The following is a 17,191-nucleotide window of genomic DNA, read 5'->3' on the forward strand; positions in this document are numbered from 1 at the left end:
AGCTGCCCCCCTCCCCCCGCCGCCAGGAGACCAGCGCCGTGACCAAGACGCCGTTCACGCACCTGCACGTCCACACCCAGTACTCGCTGCTGGACGGTGCCGCGCGGCTGAAGGACATGTTCAACGCGTGCAACGAGATGGGCATGACGCACATCGCCATGTCCGACCACGGCAACCTGCACGGGGCCTACGACTTCTTCCACTCCGCCCAGAAGGCGGGCATCACGCCGATCATCGGCATCGAGGCGTACGTCGCCCCCGAGTCCCGGCGCAACAAGCGCCGCATCCAGTGGGGCCAGCCCCACCAGAAGCGCGACGACGTCTCCGGTTCCGGCGGTTACACCCACAAGACGATCTGGGCGGCGAACGCCACCGGCCTGCACAACCTCTTCCGGCTGTCCTCCGACGCCTACGCCGAGGGCTGGCTCACCAAGTGGCCGCGCATGGACAAGGAGACCATCAGCAAGTGGTCCGAGGGCCTGATCGCCTCCACCGGCTGCCCCTCCGGTGAGCTGCAGACCCGGCTGCGCCTCGGCCAGTTCGACGAGGCCCTGAAGTCGGCCTCCGAGTACCAGGACATCTTCGGCAAGGACCGCTACTTCCTGGAGCTGATGGACCACGGCATCGAGATCGAGCGCCGGGTCCGCGACGGACTGCTGGAGATCGGCAAGAAGCTCGGCATCCCGCCGCTGGTGACGAACGACTCGCACTACACCTACGCCAGCGAGGCCGCCGCCCACGACGCCCTGCTGTGCATCCAGACCGGCAAGAACCTCTCGGACCCCGACCGCTTCCGCTTCGACGGCTCCGGCTACTACCTGAAGTCGACCGACGAGATGTACGCCATCGACTCCTCGGACGCCTGGCAGGAGGGCTGCGCCAACACCAAGCTGGTCGCGGACCAGGTCGACACCGAGGGCATGTTCACGTTCCGGAACCTGATGCCGAAGTTCGACATCCCGGACGGCTACACCGAGGTCACCTGGTTCCGCGAGGAGACCATGCGCGGCATGCACCGCCGCTTCCCCGGGGGCATCCCCGAGGACCGCATGAAGCAGGTCGAGTACGAGATGGACACGATCATCTCGATGGGCTTCCCGGGCTACTTCCTCGTCGTCGCCGACTTCATCATGTGGGCCAAGAACCAGGGCATCGCGGTCGGCCCCGGCCGAGGCTCCGCGGCCGGCTCGATCGTCGCCTACGCCATGGGCATCACCGACCTCGACCCCATCCCGCACGGCCTGATCTTCGAGCGCTTCCTCAACCCGGAGCGCGTCTCCATGCCCGACGTCGACATCGACTTCGACGAGCGCCGGCGCGTCGAGGTGATCCGGTACGTGACGGAGAAGTACGGCCAGGACAAGGTCGCCATGATCGGCACCTACGGCACCATCAAGGCCAAGAACGCGATCAAGGACTCGGCGCGCGTCCTGGGCTACCCGTACGCCATGGGCGACCGCCTCACCAAGGCCATGCCCGCCGACGTCCTCGGCAAGGGCATCCCGCTCTCCGGCATCCTCGACCCCTCGCACCCCCGCTACAGCGAGGCCGGCGAGATCCGCAGCATGTACGAGAACGAACCCGACGTGAAGAAGGTCATCGACACCGCCCGCGGTGTGGAGGGCCTGGTCCGCCAGATGGGCGTGCACGCCGCCGGCGTGATCATGTCCAGCGAGACCATCACCGACCACGTTCCCGTCTGGGTGCGGCACACCGACGGCGTCACCATCACCCAGTGGGACTACCCGAGCTGCGAGTCGCTCGGCCTGCTGAAGATGGACTTCCTCGGCCTGCGCAACCTCACGATCATGGACGACGCCGTCAAGATGGTGAAGGCCAACAAGGGGATCGACATCGACCTCCTGGCCCTCCCGCTCGACGACCCCAAGACCTTCGAGCTGCTCGGCCGGGGCGACACCCTCGGCGTCTTCCAGTTCGACGGCGGACCCATGCGCTCCCTGCTGCGCCTGATGAAGCCCGACAACTTCGAAGACATCTCCGCCGTGTCGGCCCTGTACCGCCCGGGCCCGATGGGCATGAACTCCCACACCAACTACGCCCTGCGCAAGAACAAGCAGCAGGAGATCACCCCGATCCACCCCGAGCTGGAGAAGCCGCTCGAAGAGGTGCTCGCGGTCACCTACGGCCTGATCGTCTACCAGGAGCAGGTCCAGAAGGCCGCCCAGATCATCGCCGGCTACTCGCTCGGCGAGGCCGACATCCTGCGCCGCGTCATGGGCAAGAAGAAGCCCGAGGAACTGGCGAAGAACTTCACGATCTTCCAGGAGGGCGCCCGCAAGAACGGCTACTCCGACGAGGCCATCCAGAAGCTCTGGGACGTCCTGGTCCCCTTCGCCGGCTACGCCTTCAACAAGGCCCACTCGGCCGCGTACGGCCTGGTCTCCTACTGGACCGCCTACCTCAAGGCGAACTACCCGGCCGAGTACATGGCGGGCCTGCTCACCTCGGTCAAGGACGACAAGGACAAGTCCGCGATCTACCTGAACGAGTGCCGCCGCATGGGCATCAAGGTGCTCCCGCCGAACGTCAACGAGTCCGAGTCGAACTTCGCCGCCCAGGGCGACGACGTGATCCTCTTCGGCCTCACCGCCGTCCGCAACGTCGGCCAGAACGTCGTCGACTCGATCATCAAGACCAGGAAGGCCAAGGGGAAGTACTCCTCCTTCCCCGACTTCCTCGACAAGGTCGAGGCCGTCGTCTGCAACAAGCGGACCATCGAGTCGCTGATCAAGGCCGGCGCCTACGACGAGATGGGCCACACCCGCAAGGGCCTGGTCGCCCACCACGAGTCCATGATCGACAACGTGGTCGCCGTCAAGCGCAAGGAGGCGGAGGGACAGTTCGACCTCTTCGGCGGAATGGGTGACGAGGACAGCGGCGACGAGCCCGGCTTCGGCCTCGACGTGGAGTTCTCCGACGTCGAGTGGGAGAAGTCCTACCTGCTCGCCCAGGAGCGCGAGATGCTCGGCCTCTACGTCTCCGACCACCCGCTCTTCGGCCTGGAGCACGTCCTCTCCGACAAGACGGACGCCGGTATCTCCCAGCTCACCGGCGGCGAGCACTCCGACGGCGCCGTCGTCACCATCGGCGGCATCATCTCCGGCCTCCAGCGCAAGATGACCAAGCAGGGCAACGCCTGGGCCATCGCCACCGTCGAGGACCTGGCCGGCTCCATCGAGTGCATGTTCTTCCCCGCGACCTACCAGCTCGTCTCCACCCAGCTGGTCGAGGACACCGTCGTCTTCGTCAAGGGCCGCCTCGACAAGCGCGAGGACGTCCCCCGCCTGGTCGCCATGGAGATGATGGTCCCCGACCTCTCCTCCGCCGGCACCAACGCGCCCGTGGTCCTGACCATCCCCACGGTCAAGGTCACACCCCCGATGGTGACCCGTCTGGGGGAGATCCTGCGCCACCACAAGGGCAACACCGAGGTGCGGATCAAGCTCCAGGGGCCGCGGACGACCACCGTGCTGCGCCTCGACCGGCACCGCGTACAGCCCGACCCGGCCCTCTTCGGCGACCTCAAGGTCCTGCTCGGACCGTCCTGCCTGGCCGGATAGCCGCGGCCCGGCGGGACAGCCCGCTGGCCGCCACGCACGACGAAGGGCCTGCCCGGTGCTGCCGGGCAGGCCCTTCGCCACTTGCGGTCTTCACAGACCGACGCGGAGGACGTCAGCGGGGGACGTCAGCAGGGGACGTCAGTTGTGGCCGAACTTCTTCTGCTTGCTCTTGTGGGCCAGGTCCATGGGACTCGGCGCCTGGGACGGCTGCTCGTGGGAATCCGACGAGCGCGACATGTCCTGTCCGGACGAGCGGGTCTGCTGCTTCGCCGGCTGCTTCTGGTTCTTGTTCTTGGCCATGGTGGAGCCTCCGTGAGGGTCTAGGGGCCAGGACCGCCTTCACCCTCACACAGCGCCAGAAACCGCGCATTTTGGATCATTGCTGCGCGTAGCCGAGAGCGGCTGCCCGCCGCCGCGTGAGATCCGCCACGCCGATGATCGAGTTCCGGCCTTCAACACCCTTGAGGTCGGGCAGACTCGGGGAACCCCGGAAAACGACATGGGGACCCCAGGGAAGAGGGTGGAACGCGTGGACCGCTGCGTCGTCCTGGTGGACGCCGGCTACCTGCTGGGCGCCGCCGCCAGCCTTCTCGCCGGGGAGCCCTCCCGCTCCCGGATCACCGTCGACCATGCCGCCCTCATCCAGGGCCTGCGCGAGCGGGCCGAAGCCGACACCGAGCAGCCCCTGCTGCGCATCTACTGGTTCGACGGCGCACCCGACCGGGTGCCCCAGCCCGAACACCGCAGGCTGCGCGTCATGTCCCGCGTCACCGTCCGCCTCGGCGCCCTGACCCGCAGCGACGGCCGCTGGGCCCAGAAGGGCGTCGACGCCGCCATGCACGCCGAGCTCACCGAGCTCGCCCGCAACCGCGCCTGCTCCGACGTGGTCCTCGTGACCGGCGACGGCGACCTGCTGCCTGGCCTGATGTCCGCCAAGGAGCACGGCGTCGCCGTCCATCTGTGGGCCGTCCAGGCCGCCGACGGCGACTACAACCAGTCCGAGGACCTCGTCGCCGAAGCCGACGAACGCCGCGTCCTCGACCGCGCCTGGATCACCCGGGCCGTCCGCGCCAAGGACCTCACCGGACTCTGCTCCCCGCCGCCCGCACCCCGCCCCGACATCGCCGCCATCCTCTCGGCGCCGCTGCCCGAGGCCGCACTCGCCGAGGCCGCCCGAAACGGCGCCGCCGCCCCCGCGGACGACGACGGGGAGGGCGTCCCCGTACCGGCGCCCACCACCCCCGGCGGAAAGACCGTCCCCACGCCCAAGGACCTCGCCGGAGCCCTGCGCGCCCCCGGCGCGCACAGCGGCCCGCACGCCGCCGCGAGCAGCGCGCCCGCCCCCGCCAGCGCCCTGCGATGGTCCTCCGACAAGGGCTGGATCGACCGCGCGGGACCCCTCGGCGAACCCGCCGAGACCGCCTCCCTGCCCACCCTCGCCCAGCTCACCAGCGCCGAACAGCGCTGGGCGGACCGCGAGGAGGACATCACCACCGTCGGCGGCGACCCGTTCGAGGTGGGACAGGTGTTCGCCCGGCGCTGGATGGAGCGCCTCCCGGAGACCGTGCACCTGCAGAAACTGGCCACCATGTACCCGCGCATCCCGCACCGGATCGACGGCGAGCTGCTGCGCTACGCCGCCCGCTTCGGCCTGCTCGCGCACAAGGACGACCAGATCGACGAGCACGACCGCTACGCCATCCGCGCCGGGTTCTGGAGGGAGATCGACGTCCGCGCCGCCGCCGAGCACGTCGCGGCGGTACCGGCCGCCGCGCCCGGAACCGCACCCGCCGACCTGCCCGCCCCGCTGACCCCGGCGGCCGAGTAGGGGCGGGAACCCCGTAGGCTGCTCCCTCGTGAGTACGGGCACAGCACAGGCGCAGGACAGCACGGCGGCGGCCGCGGGAGCGGCGCCGGACGTGGTCTGCGCGGTGCGTGACCTGGTCAAGACGTACCCCGCGGTACGCGGCCGGCGCGGAGCCCCCGCCCTGCCCGAGACCCGCGCCAACGACGGCGTCACCCTCGACGTCCGGCGCGGCGAGATCTTCGGCCTGCTCGGCCCCAACGGCGCCGGAAAGTCCACCCTGGTCCGCCAGCTCACCGGCCTGATGCGGCCCGACTCGGGCACCGTGACCCTCCTCGGCCACGACCTCGTACGCCACCCCGGACGCGCCTCCCGCCTGCTCGCCTACCTCGGGCAGGAGTCCACGGCGCTGGACGAGCTCACGGTGGCACTGGCCGCCGAGACCACCGGGCGGCTGCGCGGACTCGACCTGCGCGCGGCCAGGACGGCGCGCGACGCCGTGCTGGAGGAACTCGGGCTGACCGCGATCGCCGAGCGGCCCCTGAAGAAGCTCTCCGGCGGCCAGCGGCGCCTCGCCTGCTTCGCCACCGCGCTCGTGGGGGAGCGGCCCGTACTGGTCCTCGACGAACCCACCACCGGCATGGACCCCGTGGCCCGGCGGGCCGTGTGGGCGGCCGTGGACCGGCGCCGCGCACAGCACGGCGCGACCGTCCTGCTCGTCACCCACAACGTCATCGAGGCCGAGACCGTCCTCGACCGGGTCGCCGTCATCGACCAGGGCAGGGTCATCGCCTGCGACACGCCGGCCGCGCTGAAGGCGAAGGTCTCGGGCGAGGTCCGGCTGGAACTGGTGTGGCGCGACAGCGCTCCGCTGGAGGTACCGGAGGTCGCCCGGCTGCACACCCGGGCCGCCGAGTCGGGGCGCCGCTGGGTACTGCGGCTGGCGCCGGACGAGGCGCGGGCTGCGGTGGCCGCCGTCACCGGGGGCCCCGCCTTCGCCGCGCTCGACGACTTCACCCTGGCCACCCCCAGCCTCGAAGACGTGTACCTGGCCCTCGGCGGCAGGACGAAAGGGCTGGTGAAGTCGTGAGCGACCGCTCGACCGGAGCCGTCCGGGCCGCGCTCGCGCCCGACGCCGCGGCGCCACCCGCGCCGGTGGTGTCGCCGGCCGGCGACACCACGGACTGCGCACCGGCACCGGCACCCCAGCCCGCGCCGCTGGCGCCCGGCGCGCGGTTCTTCCCCTCGCTGGCCGCCGTCTACCGGGCGCAGCTGTCCCGGGCGCGGGTGGCGCGGATACCGCTGCTGTTCGTGGCCACCTTCCAGTCCGTCGGGATCATGATCCTGATGCGGGGCGTCGTCGACGGGGGCTCGGAGGCCCGCGCCGTCGTGGCCGGCTCCTCGGTGCTCGTCGTCGCCTTCGTCGCGCTGAACCTGCTCGCCCAGTACTTCGGGCAGCTGCGGGCCGGCGGCGGACTCGACCACTACGCCACCCTGCCGGTGCCGCCCGCCTCGGTGGTGCTGGGCACGGCCGCCGCGTACGCCTCCTTCACGCTGCCGGGGACGCTGGTCACCGCGCTCTTCGGATGCCTGCTCTTCGGCCTGCCGATCGGCGGCCTGTGGATCCTGGCCGCCGTCGTGCCGCTGGCCGGGGCCGCGCTGGCCGGGCTCGGCGCGGCGCTGGGGCTGCTGGCACCGCGCCAGGAGCTGGCCACCCTCGCCGGACAGCTCGGCATGTCGGCGGCGCTGCTGCTCGGGGTGCTGCCGCCCGAGCGGATGCCGGCCCTCATCGTGTGGGCGCGGGACCTGCTGCCGTCCACATACGGGGTGGAGGCGTTCGCGCGGACCTTCGAACCGGAGCCTGACTGGGCAGCCGTCGCCGTCGACCTCGGCGTGTGCGCGGCCGTCGGGGTCGCCTCCCTGGCGGTCGCGACCTGGGCGTACCGGCGGGCTTCGGTGCGCTGACGCGGTCCGCCCACGCCGCAGCCGGGTACACCTGGCACGATGTGGGGGTGACCGAAGCCGTGACCCCGCAGTCCCCGTTCGACCCGCCGCCCTCGCCGCCCGAGAAGCCGGATGACACCGCCGCGGGCATCACGCCGGCGGACGTCCGCGACGGGGCCGTCGTGGCCCTGGCGGTCGGGGTGGCCGGACTGCTCCTCGGACTGCTGTGGGTGTGGCTGGCGCCGCGCGTGCAGTACGTCTCCAACGGGGAGGCGGTGTTCCTGCGCAACAGCGAGAGCGAAGCGCGGATCGCCGCCGACGGGACCTTCTTCCTGCTGTCGGTGGGGCTGGGCCTGCTCAGCGCCGTCGGCACGTTCCTGTGGCGCCGGGCCGGCGGCGTGCCGCTGGTGATCGGGCTCGCCGTCGGGTCCGGCTTCGCCGCGCTCGCCGGGTGGCGGTTCGGGCTGTGGCTCGGGACCTCGTCGTCCGACCTGGCCGCCCTCGCGGCCGCGGCCGGCAAGGGGGTGCCGTTCGACGCGCCGCTGGAGCTGATGGCGCACGGGGCGCTGCTGGCCTGGCCGATGACCGCCGTGCTGCTGCACCTGGGCTTCACCGCGCTGTGGACGCCGCGGGATCCGGAGCCGGATCCGCTGGCCGGGTGGAGCGGGTACTACCAGCCGGCGCCGCCGGCGGCGGCCGAGCGGTCGCTGCCGCCCACCGACACCGGGCCGACTGCGTCGGAGGCCCCGCGCGCCTGACCCCTCCGGGGTGGTCGGCCGCTGGACCCGCCGCTGCGCGGAGCCTGTCCCCGCCCCGCCCTTTCTCCGTTTCCCGGGACTGCGCCCCGGTCCCCGCCGGGCGCTGCCCTGGCCCGCGCCTCGAAAGTCGGCGGGGCTGGAAGGGGGCCCGGTGGCCGGGGAGGGGACTAGGGTCTGTATCGGGTTGCCCCGCGGGGCAACCCGATACAGACCCTACGGGCGGGCGATCGTGGCCAGGGTGGCCGAGGTGAGGGTGGCCAGGTCCGTCGGAGAGAGTTCGACCTCCAGGCCGCGGCGGCCCGCCGAGCAGCAGATCGTGGGGTGCGTCGTCGCGGACTCGTCGATCACCGTGCGCAGCCGCTTGCGCTGCCCCAGCGGGGAGATGCCGCCGCGGACGTAGCCCGTGGTGCGCTCCGCCAGGGCCGGATCGGCCATCGCCGCCCGCTTGCCGCCCACCGCCGTCGCCAGGGCCTTCAGGTCCAGCGACCCCGAGACCGGGACCACCGCCACCGTCAGGACGCCGTCCACGTCCGCCACGAGCGTCTTGAAGACCTGCGTCGGCGAGACGCCCATGGCCTCCGCCGCCTCCTCGCCGTACGAGGGGTGCGCCGGGTCGTGCTCGTACGCGTGCGTGGTGAAGGCGACCCCGGCCGCCGTCAGGGCCACGACCGCCGGTGTGCCGGCCGCCTGCTTCGTCTTCTTCGCCATCGGTCCCCCGTCGGTCGCGCTCGTCAGTTGGGGCTGGTCGGAGCCCTGGTCAGTTCCACCGCCGGCAGCGACGGCAGGTGGCGGATCACCGCAGTCTCCGTGCGCAGCAGCTTCAGCTCCTCCGCCAGCCGCGTCGCCGTGTCCGGCGCCTGCAGCAGCCGCTGCCTCGCCGGGATGTCCAGCACCGCCGCCGCGGCCACCAGGTAGGAGACCACCGACGGCTCGTCGGGGAGGTCCGCGCCCGTCAGGGACCGCTCGCGGGCCCCCGCCAGCCGCTTCTGGTAGTTGCGGAAGGCCCGCAGCACGCCCTCCGCGAGGACCCCGGCACCGTCGCCCGCGTCCTCCGGGAGCTCCTCCAGCTCGGCCGTCAGGAAGGGCCCCGAGGAATCGACCGACAGCAGCCGGACCCGCGTCGTACCGGTCGCGAGGACCTCGAAGCTGCCGTCGCCCCGCTCCCGGATCGTCGCCGCCTCCGCGACGCAGCCCACCCGGTGGAACGCCTGGATCGGATCCGAGCCGAAGCCCGCCGCCGGGCCCCGATCGGGCAGCGACGTCGGGTCCGGCAGGCCGGGCGCGGTCGGGGCGACCTCCCGGCCGTCGCGGATCGCGACGACCGCGAAACGGCGCGGCTCGTCCTCACCCGTCTTCAGCAGCTCGCGCATCATGGCGCGATAACGCTCCTCGAAGACGTTCAGCGGGAGCACGAGTCCCGGGAACAGCACCGAGTTCAGCGGGAAGAGGGGCAGGCGAACGGTGGTCACGACGCACAGCGTAATCGTCCGCGGACGCGCCCCGTCACCCCCGCCGCAGCAGCCGGGAGGCCCCCGCCGCCACCGTCGTGGCCAGGATCCAGCCCATGATGACGAGACCCGCCGCCCCCCACTGCCAGCCGCCCGCCAGTTTCCATTGCCCCTGCTGGCCGAGGTCGATCACCGGGAGCAGCAGATCCAGGGCGTATAGCGGGGCGTTCCACTCCGGATGCTCGTCCTTCTTGATCGCCGGCGGGTCGAGCTGGGAGAACAGCAGCGCCCCCGCCGCCCACAGCACCGCCATCCACAGCGCGGCCCGCCCGGGCCGGTAGCCGTAGACCACCGTCCAGTCCTGCAGGTACCCCCACGCCTTCGGCCCCGGCGGCAGCGTGGCCCGGCGCCGCCGCTGCTTGGCCAGCAGCACCTCGCGCGCGTCCGCGTCCTCGCCGCTGGCCCGCAGTACGGCCGCCAGCCGCTCGTACGGCCCCGGCGAGTACTCGGGGGTGGCCGCCTCCAGCCAGGCCAGCCTGCGGGACAGGGGGAAGTGGCCGCGGGGCGCGATGTCCTCGTACTCGAAACCCTCGATGGACAGCCCGCCCGGGCCCGGCCAGCTCGTGGAGGTGTCGACGAGCTTGACCACCTTGGCCCCGGACACCACCACCCGGCCGCGAGCCGGCCCCTCACCGACGAAGCGGAACTCCGGCGTCTGGATCCGGCGCAGGGATATCTCCTGCTCGTCCGTGAGCTGGAACCGCGCGCCGTAGAAGTCGATGGCGTCCCCGAACCGGCCGTCGTCCAGCCGCAGCCCGCCCCGGCACTCGAACGGCTGCGCCCGCTGCCCCGGCATCGGCGTCCGGCCCAGCCCGTACGGGGGAGTGGAGGAGCCCGAGCCGCCGCGCCCGTAGCCCATGGCGATCGCGGTCAGGTACAAGGTCCGCTCCACGGTCAGCTGCGGCGCGTTCAGCGCGTACCGCCCGGACGGATTGCACAGCCGGGCCCCGCGCAGGTTCATCGACACGCCGACCTTCGCGCCGCGCAGGCTCACCTCCCCGTACGCCTCCAGCAGCTCGCCCTGGAAGTCCTGCGCGACCGACATCCCGTCGGCGGCGATCGCCCGGCCCTTGTTGTCCCGCTGCACCACCGCCTGGCTGACCAGCAGGTCGGTGCCGATCTGCGCGTCGGTCAGCCGGATCCCGCGCGCCACCCGGCAGCGCGGCACGTGCAGATCGCCCTCCGTGTGCAGCCGGGCCGCCTCTAGCCGCGGGATCGCACAGTTGACCAGGCGCAACGTGCCGAAGCGGGCCTCGGACAGCTGGATCTCGCTGTCGAAGCGGCAGGACCGCAGCTCCACGTACGGAGCAACGGCCCCACCGGACAGATCCAGCCGCCCGGTGATCCGTACGCCGCGCAGCTTCAGGGAGGCCACCCGGCCCGGCACCGGCGGCGGACCGTGCAGCAGCAGCAGCGCCACCACACCGGCTCGGACGCTGCGCCCCGACCCCCAGACGTGGTCGCCGTGCGGATCGTCCACGTCGGCGGCGCGCGCACTGAGGTCACAGACGCTGCCCGTGCGGAAGGCGTCCCACATACGGCGCTCGGAGGCGCTGAGATCCGCCGGACACCCGTCCGCGCCCGCCTCGGTCACCGCGGTCCCCCTCCGCCGTCGTGTACGTGTACGCGAACGCTAACGGGCACCTGTGACGTCCGGGGCGTGTATCAGCCAGTGATACGGGCGGACGGTGGCACGAATCGGTCTGAGAGAATTGGGAGGTGATCTCTCGTATCGACCTGCGCGGTGACGCCCTCCCCGAGGGCGGCGCCCTGCGCGACCTGCTGCCCCGTGCCGAGTTCGACGTGGAAGCCGCCCTGGAGAAGGTGCGGCCCATCTGCGAGGACGTCCATCATCGTGGCACGGCGGCGCTGATCGAGTACGCGCAGAAATTCGACGGGGTGACGCTGGAGCAGGTCAGGGTGCCCGCGGAGGCGCTCGCGACCGCCCTCGACGAGCTCGACCCGGCCGTCCGCGCGGCCCTGGAGGAGTCGATCCGGCGCGCCCGGATCGTGCACCGCGAACAGCGCCGCACCGAGCACACCACCCAGGTGGTCCCCGGCGGCACCGTGACCGAGAAATGGGTTCCGGTGGAACGCGTGGGGCTGTATGCCCCGGGCGGCCGCTCGGTGTACCCGTCCTCCGTCGTCATGAACGTCGTACCGGCCCAGGAGGCGGGCGTCGAGTCGATCGCGCTCGCGTCCCCGCCGCAGAAGCCAGCTTTTGAAGGTGACCCGGCCGGCGGACTGCCGCACCCCACCATCCTGGCCGCGTGCGCGCTGCTCGGCGTGGACGAGGTGTACGCGGTCGGCGGAGCCCAGGCCGTCGCGATGTTCGCCTACGGCACCGAGGACTGCCTTCCCGCCAACATGGTCACCGGCCCCGGCAACATCTGGGTCGCCGCCGCCAAGCGCTACTTCACCGGCAGGATCGGCATCGACACCGAGGCCGGCCCGACCGAGATCGCCGTCCTCGCCGACTCCACGGCCGACCCCGTGCACGTCGCCGCCGACCTCATCAGCCAGGCCGAGCACGACCCGCTGGCCGCGGCCGTCCTCGTCACGGACTCCGCGGAGCTCGCCGACGCCGTCGAGAAGGAGCTGGAGCCGCAGGTCGCCGCGACCAAGCACGTCGAGGACCGGATCAAGCCCGCCCTCGCCGGCAAGCAGTCCGCGATCGTGCTGGTCGACAGCCTGGAGGACGGCCTCAAGGTCGTCGACGCCTACGGCGCCGAGCACCTGGAGATCCAGACCGCCGACGCCGCCGCCTGGGCAGCCCGCGTCCGCAACGCCGGCGCGATCTTCGTCGGCCCGTGGGCCCCGGTCTCCCTCGGCGACTACTGCGCCGGCTCCAACCACGTACTGCCCACCGGCGGCTGCGCCTGCCACTCCTCGGGGCTGTCCGTGCAGTCCTTCCTGCGCGGCATCCACATCGTCGACTACACCCGCGACGCCCTCGCCGAGGTCACCCACCACGTGGTGACCCTCGCCGAGGCCGAGGACCTGCCCGCCCACGGCGCCGCCCTCAAGGCACGCTTCGGATGGAAGGTCCCCACCCCGTGAGCATCGGAATCGACGACCTCCCCATCCGGGACGAACTGCGCGGCAAGAGCCCGTACGGCGCCCCGCAGCTCGACGTCCCCGTCCAGCTGAACACCAACGAGAACCCCTACGAGCTCCCCCCGGAGCTCGTCGCGCGCATCGCCGAGCGCGTCGCCGACGCCGCCCGCACCCTCAACCGCTACCCGGACCGGGACGCGGTCGAGCTGCGCACCGAACTGGCCGCCTACCTCACCCGTACCGGCAAGCACCCGGTCGCGCGGGAGAACGTATGGGCCGCCAACGGCTCCAACGAGGTCATCCAGCAACTGCTGCAGACCTTCGGCGGGCCCGGCCGCACCGCGATCGGCTTCGAGCCCTCCTACTCCATGCACGCGCTGATCTCCCGCGGCACCGGCACGGGGTGGATCTCCGGCCCGCGCCGCGAGGACTTCCGCCTCGACGTGGAGGCCGCCGAGCGGGCCATCGCCGAGCACGCCCCCGACGTCGTCTTCATCACCTCGCCCAACAACCCCACGGGCACCGCGGTCGACGCGGAGACCGTCCTGGCCCTCTACGAGGCGGCCCAGGCGGCCAAGCCCTCCCTCGTCATCGTCGACGAGGCCTACGTGGAGTTCAGCCACCGGGACTCGCTGCTGCCCCTCATCGAGGGCCGCCCCAACATGGTGATCTCCCGGACCATGTCCAAGGCCTTCGGCGCGGCCGGCCTGCGCCTGGGCTACCTGGCCGCACACCCCGCCGTCGTCGACGCCGTACAGCTGGTGCGCCTGCCGTACCACCTGTCCGCCGTCACCCAGGCCACGGCACTCGCCGCCCTGGAGCACACCGACACCCTGCTCGGCTACGTCGAGCAGCTCAAGGCCGAGCGGGACCGCCTCGTCACCGAACTGCGCGCCATCGGCTACGAGGTCACCGAGTCCGACGCGAACTTCATCCAGTTCGGCACGTTCGAGGACTCCCACACCGCCTGGCAGAAGATCCTCGACCACGGGGTCCTGGTCCGGGACAACGGCGTACCCGGCCGGCTGCGGGTCACCGCCGGCACCCCGGCAGAGAACGACGCGTTCCTGGAAGCGGTTCGCGCACTGAAGAAGGAGCAGCACGCATGAGCCGCATCGGACGGGTCGAACGGACCACCAAGGAGACCTCCGTCGTCGTCGAGATAAACCTCGACGGAACCGGCCAGGTCGACGTCTCGACGGGCGTGGGCTTCTACGACCACATGCTCGACCAGCTCGGCCGCCACGGCCTCTTCGACCTCACCGTCAAGACCGACGGCGACCTGCACATCGACTCCCACCACACCATCGAGGACACCGCCCTCGCGCTCGGCGCCGCCTTCAAGCAGGCCCTCGGCGACAAGGTGGGCATCTACCGCTTCGGCAACTGCACCGTGCCGCTCGACGAGTCCCTCGCCCAGGTCACCGTCGACCTGTCCGGCCGCCCCTACCTCGTGCACACCGAGCCCGAGAACATGGCGCCGATGATCGGCTCCTACGACACGACGATGACCCGGCACATCCTGGAGTCCTTCGTCGCGCAGGCCCAGATCGCCCTGCACGTCCACGTCCCCTACGGCCGCAACGCCCACCACATCGTGGAGTGCCAGTTCAAGGCCCTCGCCCGCGCGCTGCGCTACGCCGCCGAGTTCGACCCGCGCGCCGCCGGCATCCTGCCCTCCACGAAGGGCGCCCTCTAGCAGTGAACGGGCTGAACACCATCCTGATCGTCCTCGGCCTGTTCCTGGCCGGGGGCGTCTACTCCTTCCAGAAGCAGCAGATGCCCAAATCGGTCGTGGTCCTGCTCGCCATCGCCTCCGCGATGTGCCTGGCGGCCGGAGTCCTGCGGATCCAAGGAATCTGGGAATGAGCACAGCACGCCCCACCAAGAAGGTCGTCGTCCTCGACTACGGCTTCGGCAACGTCCGCTCCGCCGAACGCGCCCTCGCCCGCGTCGGCGCGGACGTCGAGATCACCCGCGACTACGACAAGGCCATGGACGCCGACGGACTCCTCGTTCCCGGCGTCGGCGCCTTCTCCGCCTGCATGCAGGGCCTCAAGGACGTCCGCGGCGACTGGATCATCGGCCGCCGGCTCTCCGGCGGCCGCCCGGTCATGGGCATCTGCGTCGGCATGCAGATCCTCTTCGAACGCGGCATCGAGCACGGCGTGGAGACCGAAGGCCTCGACGAGTGGCCCGGCACGGTCGGCCCACTCAAGGCCCCGATCGTCCCCCACATGGGATGGAACACCGTCGAGGCCCCGGCCGACAGCCAGGCCTTCGCCGGGCTGGACGCCGACGCCCGGTTCTACTTCGTGCACTCCTACGCGGCCCGCGACTGGAGCCTGGAAGTCACCAACCCGCTGATCCGCGCCCCCAAGGTCACCTGGGCCACCCACGGCGAGCGCTTCGTCGCGGCGGTGGAGAACGGGGCCCTGTGGGCCACCCAGTTCCACCCCGAGAAGTCCGGCGACGCCGGCGCCCAGCTCCTCACCAACTGGATCGAGACCCTCTGATGACCGCACCCACGCTCGAACTCCTCCCCGCGGTCGACGTGCGCGACGGCCAGGCCGTCCGCCTCGTCCACGGAGTCTCCGGCAGCGAGACCTCTTACGGCTCCCCGCTGCAGGCAGCCCTCGCCTGGCAGGCCGCCGGCGCCGAATGGCTCCACCTCGTCGACCTGGACGCCGCCTTCGGCACCGGCGACAACCGCGCCCTGGTCGCCGAGATCACCCGCGCCATGGACATCAAGGTCGAGCTGTCCGGCGGCATCCGCGACGACGCCTCGCTCGCCGCGGCCCTCGCCACCGGCTGCACCCGCGTCAACCTCGGCACCGCCGCCCTGGAGACCCCCGAGTGGGCCGCCAAGGCCATCGCCGAGCACGGCGACAAGATCGCCATCGGCCTCGACGTACGCGGCACCACCCTCAAGGGCCGCGGCTGGACCAGCGAGGGCGGCGACCTGTACGAGACCCTCGCCCGCCTCGACTCCGAGGGCTGCGCCCGCTACGTCGTCACCGACATCGGCAAGGACGGCACGCTCACCGGCCCCAACCTGGAGCTGCTGAAGAACGTCTGCGCCGCCACCGACCGGCCCGTCGTCGCCTCCGGCGGCGTCTCCTCGCTGGACGACCTGCGGGCCCTGTCCGAACTGGTGCCGCTGGGCGTCGAGGGCGCGATCGTCGGCAAAGCCCTGTACGCCAAGGCCTTCACCCTGGAAGAAGCCCTGAAGGTGGTCTCCGCATGAGTTCCGACGCCGTACGCCGCATCTCCTCCGGCGGCCCCTACGAGGACGTCATCGCCTACTCCCGCGCCGTGCAGCTCCCGAACGGGCTCGTGATCGTCTCCGGCTGCACCGCGGCCGAAGCGGGCGGCCCGTACGACCAGGCCGTCGCCGCCTTCGGCGTCGCCTTCAAGGCCCTCGCCCAGGCCGGCCTCGGCTCCGAGGACGTCGTCCGCACCCGCATGTACCTGACGCACGCCCGCGACGTGGACGAGGTGGGCCGCGCCCACAAGGAACTCTTCGACGCGGTCCGCCCGGCCGCGACGATGCTCATCGTCTCCGGCTTCGTCGACCCGTCGATGGTCGTCGAGGTGGAGGTCGAGGCGTACAAGGCGGTGCCCGCATGAGCCTCGCCGTACGCGTGATCCCCTGCCTGGACGTGGACAACGGCCGGGTCGTCAAGGGCGTCAACTTCCAGAACCTGCGCGACGCGGGCGACCCGGTGGAGATGGCCAAGCTGTACGACGCCGAAGGCGCCGACGAGCTGACCTTCCTCGACATCACCGCGTCCTCCGGGAACCGCGAGACCACCTACGACGTGGTGCGGCGCACCGCCGAGCAGGTCTTCATCCCGCTGACCGTGGGCGGCGGCGTCCGCACGGCCGACGACGTGGACAAGCTCCTGCGCGCGGGTGCGGACAAGGTGGGCGTGAACACCGCCGCCATTGCCCGCCCCGAGCTGATCCAGGAGATCGCGGAGCGGTTCGGACGGCAGGTCCTCGTGCTGTCCGTGGACGCGCGCCGCACCGCCGCCGGGACCTTCGAGGTCACCACGCACGGTGGGCGGCAGGGCACCGGCATCGACGCGGTCGAGTGGGCGCACCGGGCCGCGGAACTGGGCGCGGGCGAGATCCTGCTCAACTCGATGGACGCGGACGGCACCAAGGACGGCTACGACGTCGAGATGATCGCGGCGGTCCGCAAGCACGTCACCGTGCCGGTGATCGCCTCGGGCGGCGCGGGCCGCCTGGCCGATTTCGCCCCGGCGATCGCGGCGGGTGCGGATGCGGTGCTGGCGGCGTCGGTGTTCCACTTCGGCGATCTCCGGATCGCCGACGTGAAGTCGGCCCTCCGCGAAGCGGGCCACCCGGTCCGCTGACCTTCGCCTCCGGCGCGGCCTGCCGAGTTCCGGGGCCGTGCCCGCGTTCCCGGGTGCGAGCCGTTCCGCGGGTGCGGGCCGGTGGTCGCGCCTCAAGCGCCGGCGGGGCTGGGGGGTGGTGTCCCTGGTCGGGGTCGGGAGTGGGGGGTGGGGGGGG

17 protein-coding genes are annotated in these 17,191 nt (G+C 71.8%); 13 read left to right on the forward strand and 4 right to left on the reverse strand.

Annotated elements, in window-relative coordinates; translation table 11 throughout:
• The first annotated feature begins 38 nt into the window (after window positions 1-38).
• Window positions 39-3,581, forward strand: a complete 3,543-nt coding sequence (dnaE, locus tag ACFWFZ_RS33560) for a DNA polymerase III subunit alpha (protein ID WP_387127667.1) — start codon at window positions 39-41, stop codon at window positions 3,579-3,581.
• A 138-nt stretch (window positions 3,582-3,719) separates the two neighbouring features.
• Here the strand turns inward: dnaE and ACFWFZ_RS33565 are convergent, their stop codons facing one another.
• Window positions 3,720-3,881, reverse strand: coding sequence for a hypothetical protein (locus ACFWFZ_RS33565; protein WP_387127669.1), 162 nt, complete (start codon window positions 3,879-3,881; stop codon window positions 3,720-3,722).
• Window positions 3,882-4,101: 220 nt separating this feature from the next.
• On the opposite strand from ACFWFZ_RS33565, the gene ACFWFZ_RS33570 reads away from it, so the two are divergent.
• The 4 genes from ACFWFZ_RS33570 (at window position 4,102) to ACFWFZ_RS33585 (ending at window position 8,087) form a co-directional block, all read left to right on the forward strand.
• Window positions 4,102-5,409: an NYN domain-containing protein gene (locus ACFWFZ_RS33570; protein ID WP_387127671.1), complete on the forward strand. Its 1,308-nt coding sequence runs from the start codon at window positions 4,102-4,104 to the stop codon at window positions 5,407-5,409.
• A 28-nt stretch (window positions 5,410-5,437) separates the two neighbouring features.
• On the forward strand, window positions 5,438-6,475 hold the full coding sequence (locus ACFWFZ_RS33575; protein ID WP_387127673.1) for an ABC transporter ATP-binding protein: 1,038 nt from the start codon (window positions 5,438-5,440) through the stop codon (window positions 6,473-6,475).
• Between the two features lie 68 nt (window positions 6,476-6,543).
• On the forward strand, window positions 6,544-7,350 hold the full coding sequence (locus tag ACFWFZ_RS33580; RefSeq protein WP_387127701.1) for an ABC transporter permease: 807 nt from the start codon (window positions 6,544-6,546) through the stop codon (window positions 7,348-7,350).
• A gap of 47 nt (window positions 7,351-7,397) precedes the next feature.
• A complete protein-coding gene (locus tag ACFWFZ_RS33585; protein WP_387127676.1) occupies window positions 7,398-8,087 on the forward strand; it encodes a hypothetical protein in 690 nt (229 codons plus the stop codon).
• 213 nt (window positions 8,088-8,300) lie between these two features.
• Here the strand turns inward: ACFWFZ_RS33585 and ybaK are convergent, their stop codons facing one another.
• The 3 genes from ybaK to ACFWFZ_RS33600 are packed head-to-tail and all read right to left on the reverse strand — an operon-like array spanning window position 8,301 to window position 11,189.
• Window positions 8,301-8,795, reverse strand: a complete 495-nt coding sequence (gene ybaK / locus ACFWFZ_RS33590; RefSeq protein WP_387127679.1) for a Cys-tRNA(Pro) deacylase — start codon at window positions 8,793-8,795, stop codon at window positions 8,301-8,303.
• 23 nt (window positions 8,796-8,818) lie between these two features.
• The gene (locus ACFWFZ_RS33595) at window positions 8,819-9,556 is read right to left on the reverse strand and encodes an LON peptidase substrate-binding domain-containing protein (protein WP_387127682.1); all 738 of its coding nucleotides are present in this window, start codon (window positions 9,554-9,556) and stop codon (window positions 8,819-8,821) included.
• A gap of 34 nt (window positions 9,557-9,590) precedes the next feature.
• Entirely contained in the window at window positions 9,591-11,189 is a 1,599-nt protein-coding gene (locus ACFWFZ_RS33600; protein ID WP_387127685.1) for an oxidoreductase, read from the reverse strand.
• Window positions 11,190-11,314: 125 nt separating this feature from the next.
• On the opposite strand from ACFWFZ_RS33600, the gene hisD reads away from it, so the two are divergent.
• Genes hisD through hisF form a run of 8 tightly spaced genes read left to right on the forward strand, consistent with a single transcriptional unit; the run spans window position 11,315 to window position 17,034 of the window.
• Entirely contained in the window at window positions 11,315-12,655 is a 1,341-nt protein-coding gene (gene hisD / locus ACFWFZ_RS33605; RefSeq protein WP_387127688.1) for a histidinol dehydrogenase, read from the forward strand.
• The gene (locus ACFWFZ_RS33610) at window positions 12,634-13,761 is read left to right on the forward strand and encodes a histidinol-phosphate transaminase (protein WP_387127690.1); all 1,128 of its coding nucleotides are present in this window, start codon (window positions 12,634-12,636) and stop codon (window positions 13,759-13,761) included. Before hisD ends, ACFWFZ_RS33610 begins: the two co-directional genes overlap by 22 nt.
• Entirely contained in the window at window positions 13,758-14,351 is a 594-nt protein-coding gene (gene hisB, locus ACFWFZ_RS33615) for an imidazoleglycerol-phosphate dehydratase HisB (protein WP_030028107.1), read from the forward strand. The genes ACFWFZ_RS33610 and hisB overlap by 4 nt, the downstream gene beginning before the upstream one ends.
• Before the next feature lie 2 nt (window positions 14,352-14,353).
• A complete protein-coding gene (locus tag ACFWFZ_RS33620; protein WP_030028108.1) occupies window positions 14,354-14,521 on the forward strand; it encodes a hypothetical protein in 168 nt (55 codons plus the stop codon).
• Entirely contained in the window at window positions 14,518-15,168 is a 651-nt protein-coding gene (gene hisH, locus ACFWFZ_RS33625) for an imidazole glycerol phosphate synthase subunit HisH (RefSeq protein ID WP_030665601.1), read from the forward strand. The genes ACFWFZ_RS33620 and hisH overlap by 4 nt, the downstream gene beginning before the upstream one ends.
• Window positions 15,168-15,899 carry a bifunctional 1-(5-phosphoribosyl)-5-((5-phosphoribosylamino)methylideneamino)imidazole-4-carboxamide isomerase/phosphoribosylanthranilate isomerase PriA gene (gene priA / locus ACFWFZ_RS33630; protein WP_387127693.1) on the forward strand — a complete coding sequence of 244 codons (732 nt, stop codon included), beginning with the start codon at window positions 15,168-15,170 and terminating at the stop codon, window positions 15,897-15,899. Before hisH ends, priA begins: the two co-directional genes overlap by 1 nt.
• Window positions 15,896-16,282: a RidA family protein gene (locus ACFWFZ_RS33635; RefSeq protein WP_387127695.1), complete on the forward strand. Its 387-nt coding sequence runs from the start codon at window positions 15,896-15,898 to the stop codon at window positions 16,280-16,282. Before priA ends, ACFWFZ_RS33635 begins: the two co-directional genes overlap by 4 nt.
• The gene (gene hisF / locus ACFWFZ_RS33640) at window positions 16,279-17,034 is read left to right on the forward strand and encodes an imidazole glycerol phosphate synthase subunit HisF (RefSeq protein WP_387127697.1); all 756 of its coding nucleotides are present in this window, start codon (window positions 16,279-16,281) and stop codon (window positions 17,032-17,034) included. The genes ACFWFZ_RS33635 and hisF overlap by 4 nt, the downstream gene beginning before the upstream one ends.
• The last annotated feature ends 157 nt before the right edge of the window (window positions 17,035-17,191 follow it).

The organism is Streptomyces sp. NPDC060232 (assembly GCF_042726555.1).
Classification (GTDB): domain Bacteria; phylum Actinomycetota; class Actinomycetes; order Streptomycetales; family Streptomycetaceae; genus Streptomyces.

Coding starts and splice junctions, on each gene's coding strand:
- hisB (WP_030028107.1), top strand. CDS start 13,758: ATGAGCCGCATCGGACGGGTCGAACGGACCACCAAGGAGACCTCCGTC.
- hisH (WP_030665601.1), top strand. CDS start 14,518: ATGAGCACAGCACGCCCCACCAAGAAGGTCGTCGTCCTCGACTACGGC.
- ybaK (WP_387127679.1), bottom strand. CDS start 8,795: ATGGCGAAGAAGACGAAGCAGGCGGCCGGCACACCGGCGGTCGTGGCC.
- hisF (WP_387127697.1), top strand. CDS start 16,279: ATGAGCCTCGCCGTACGCGTGATCCCCTGCCTGGACGTGGACAACGGC.
- priA (WP_387127693.1), top strand. CDS start 15,168: ATGACCGCACCCACGCTCGAACTCCTCCCCGCGGTCGACGTGCGCGAC.
- ACFWFZ_RS33635 (WP_387127695.1), top strand. CDS start 15,896: ATGAGTTCCGACGCCGTACGCCGCATCTCCTCCGGCGGCCCCTACGAG.
- ACFWFZ_RS33565 (WP_387127669.1), bottom strand. CDS start 3,881: ATGGCCAAGAACAAGAACCAGAAGCAGCCGGCGAAGCAGCAGACCCGC.
- ACFWFZ_RS33610 (WP_387127690.1), top strand. CDS start 12,634: ATGGAAGGTCCCCACCCCGTGAGCATCGGAATCGACGACCTCCCCATC.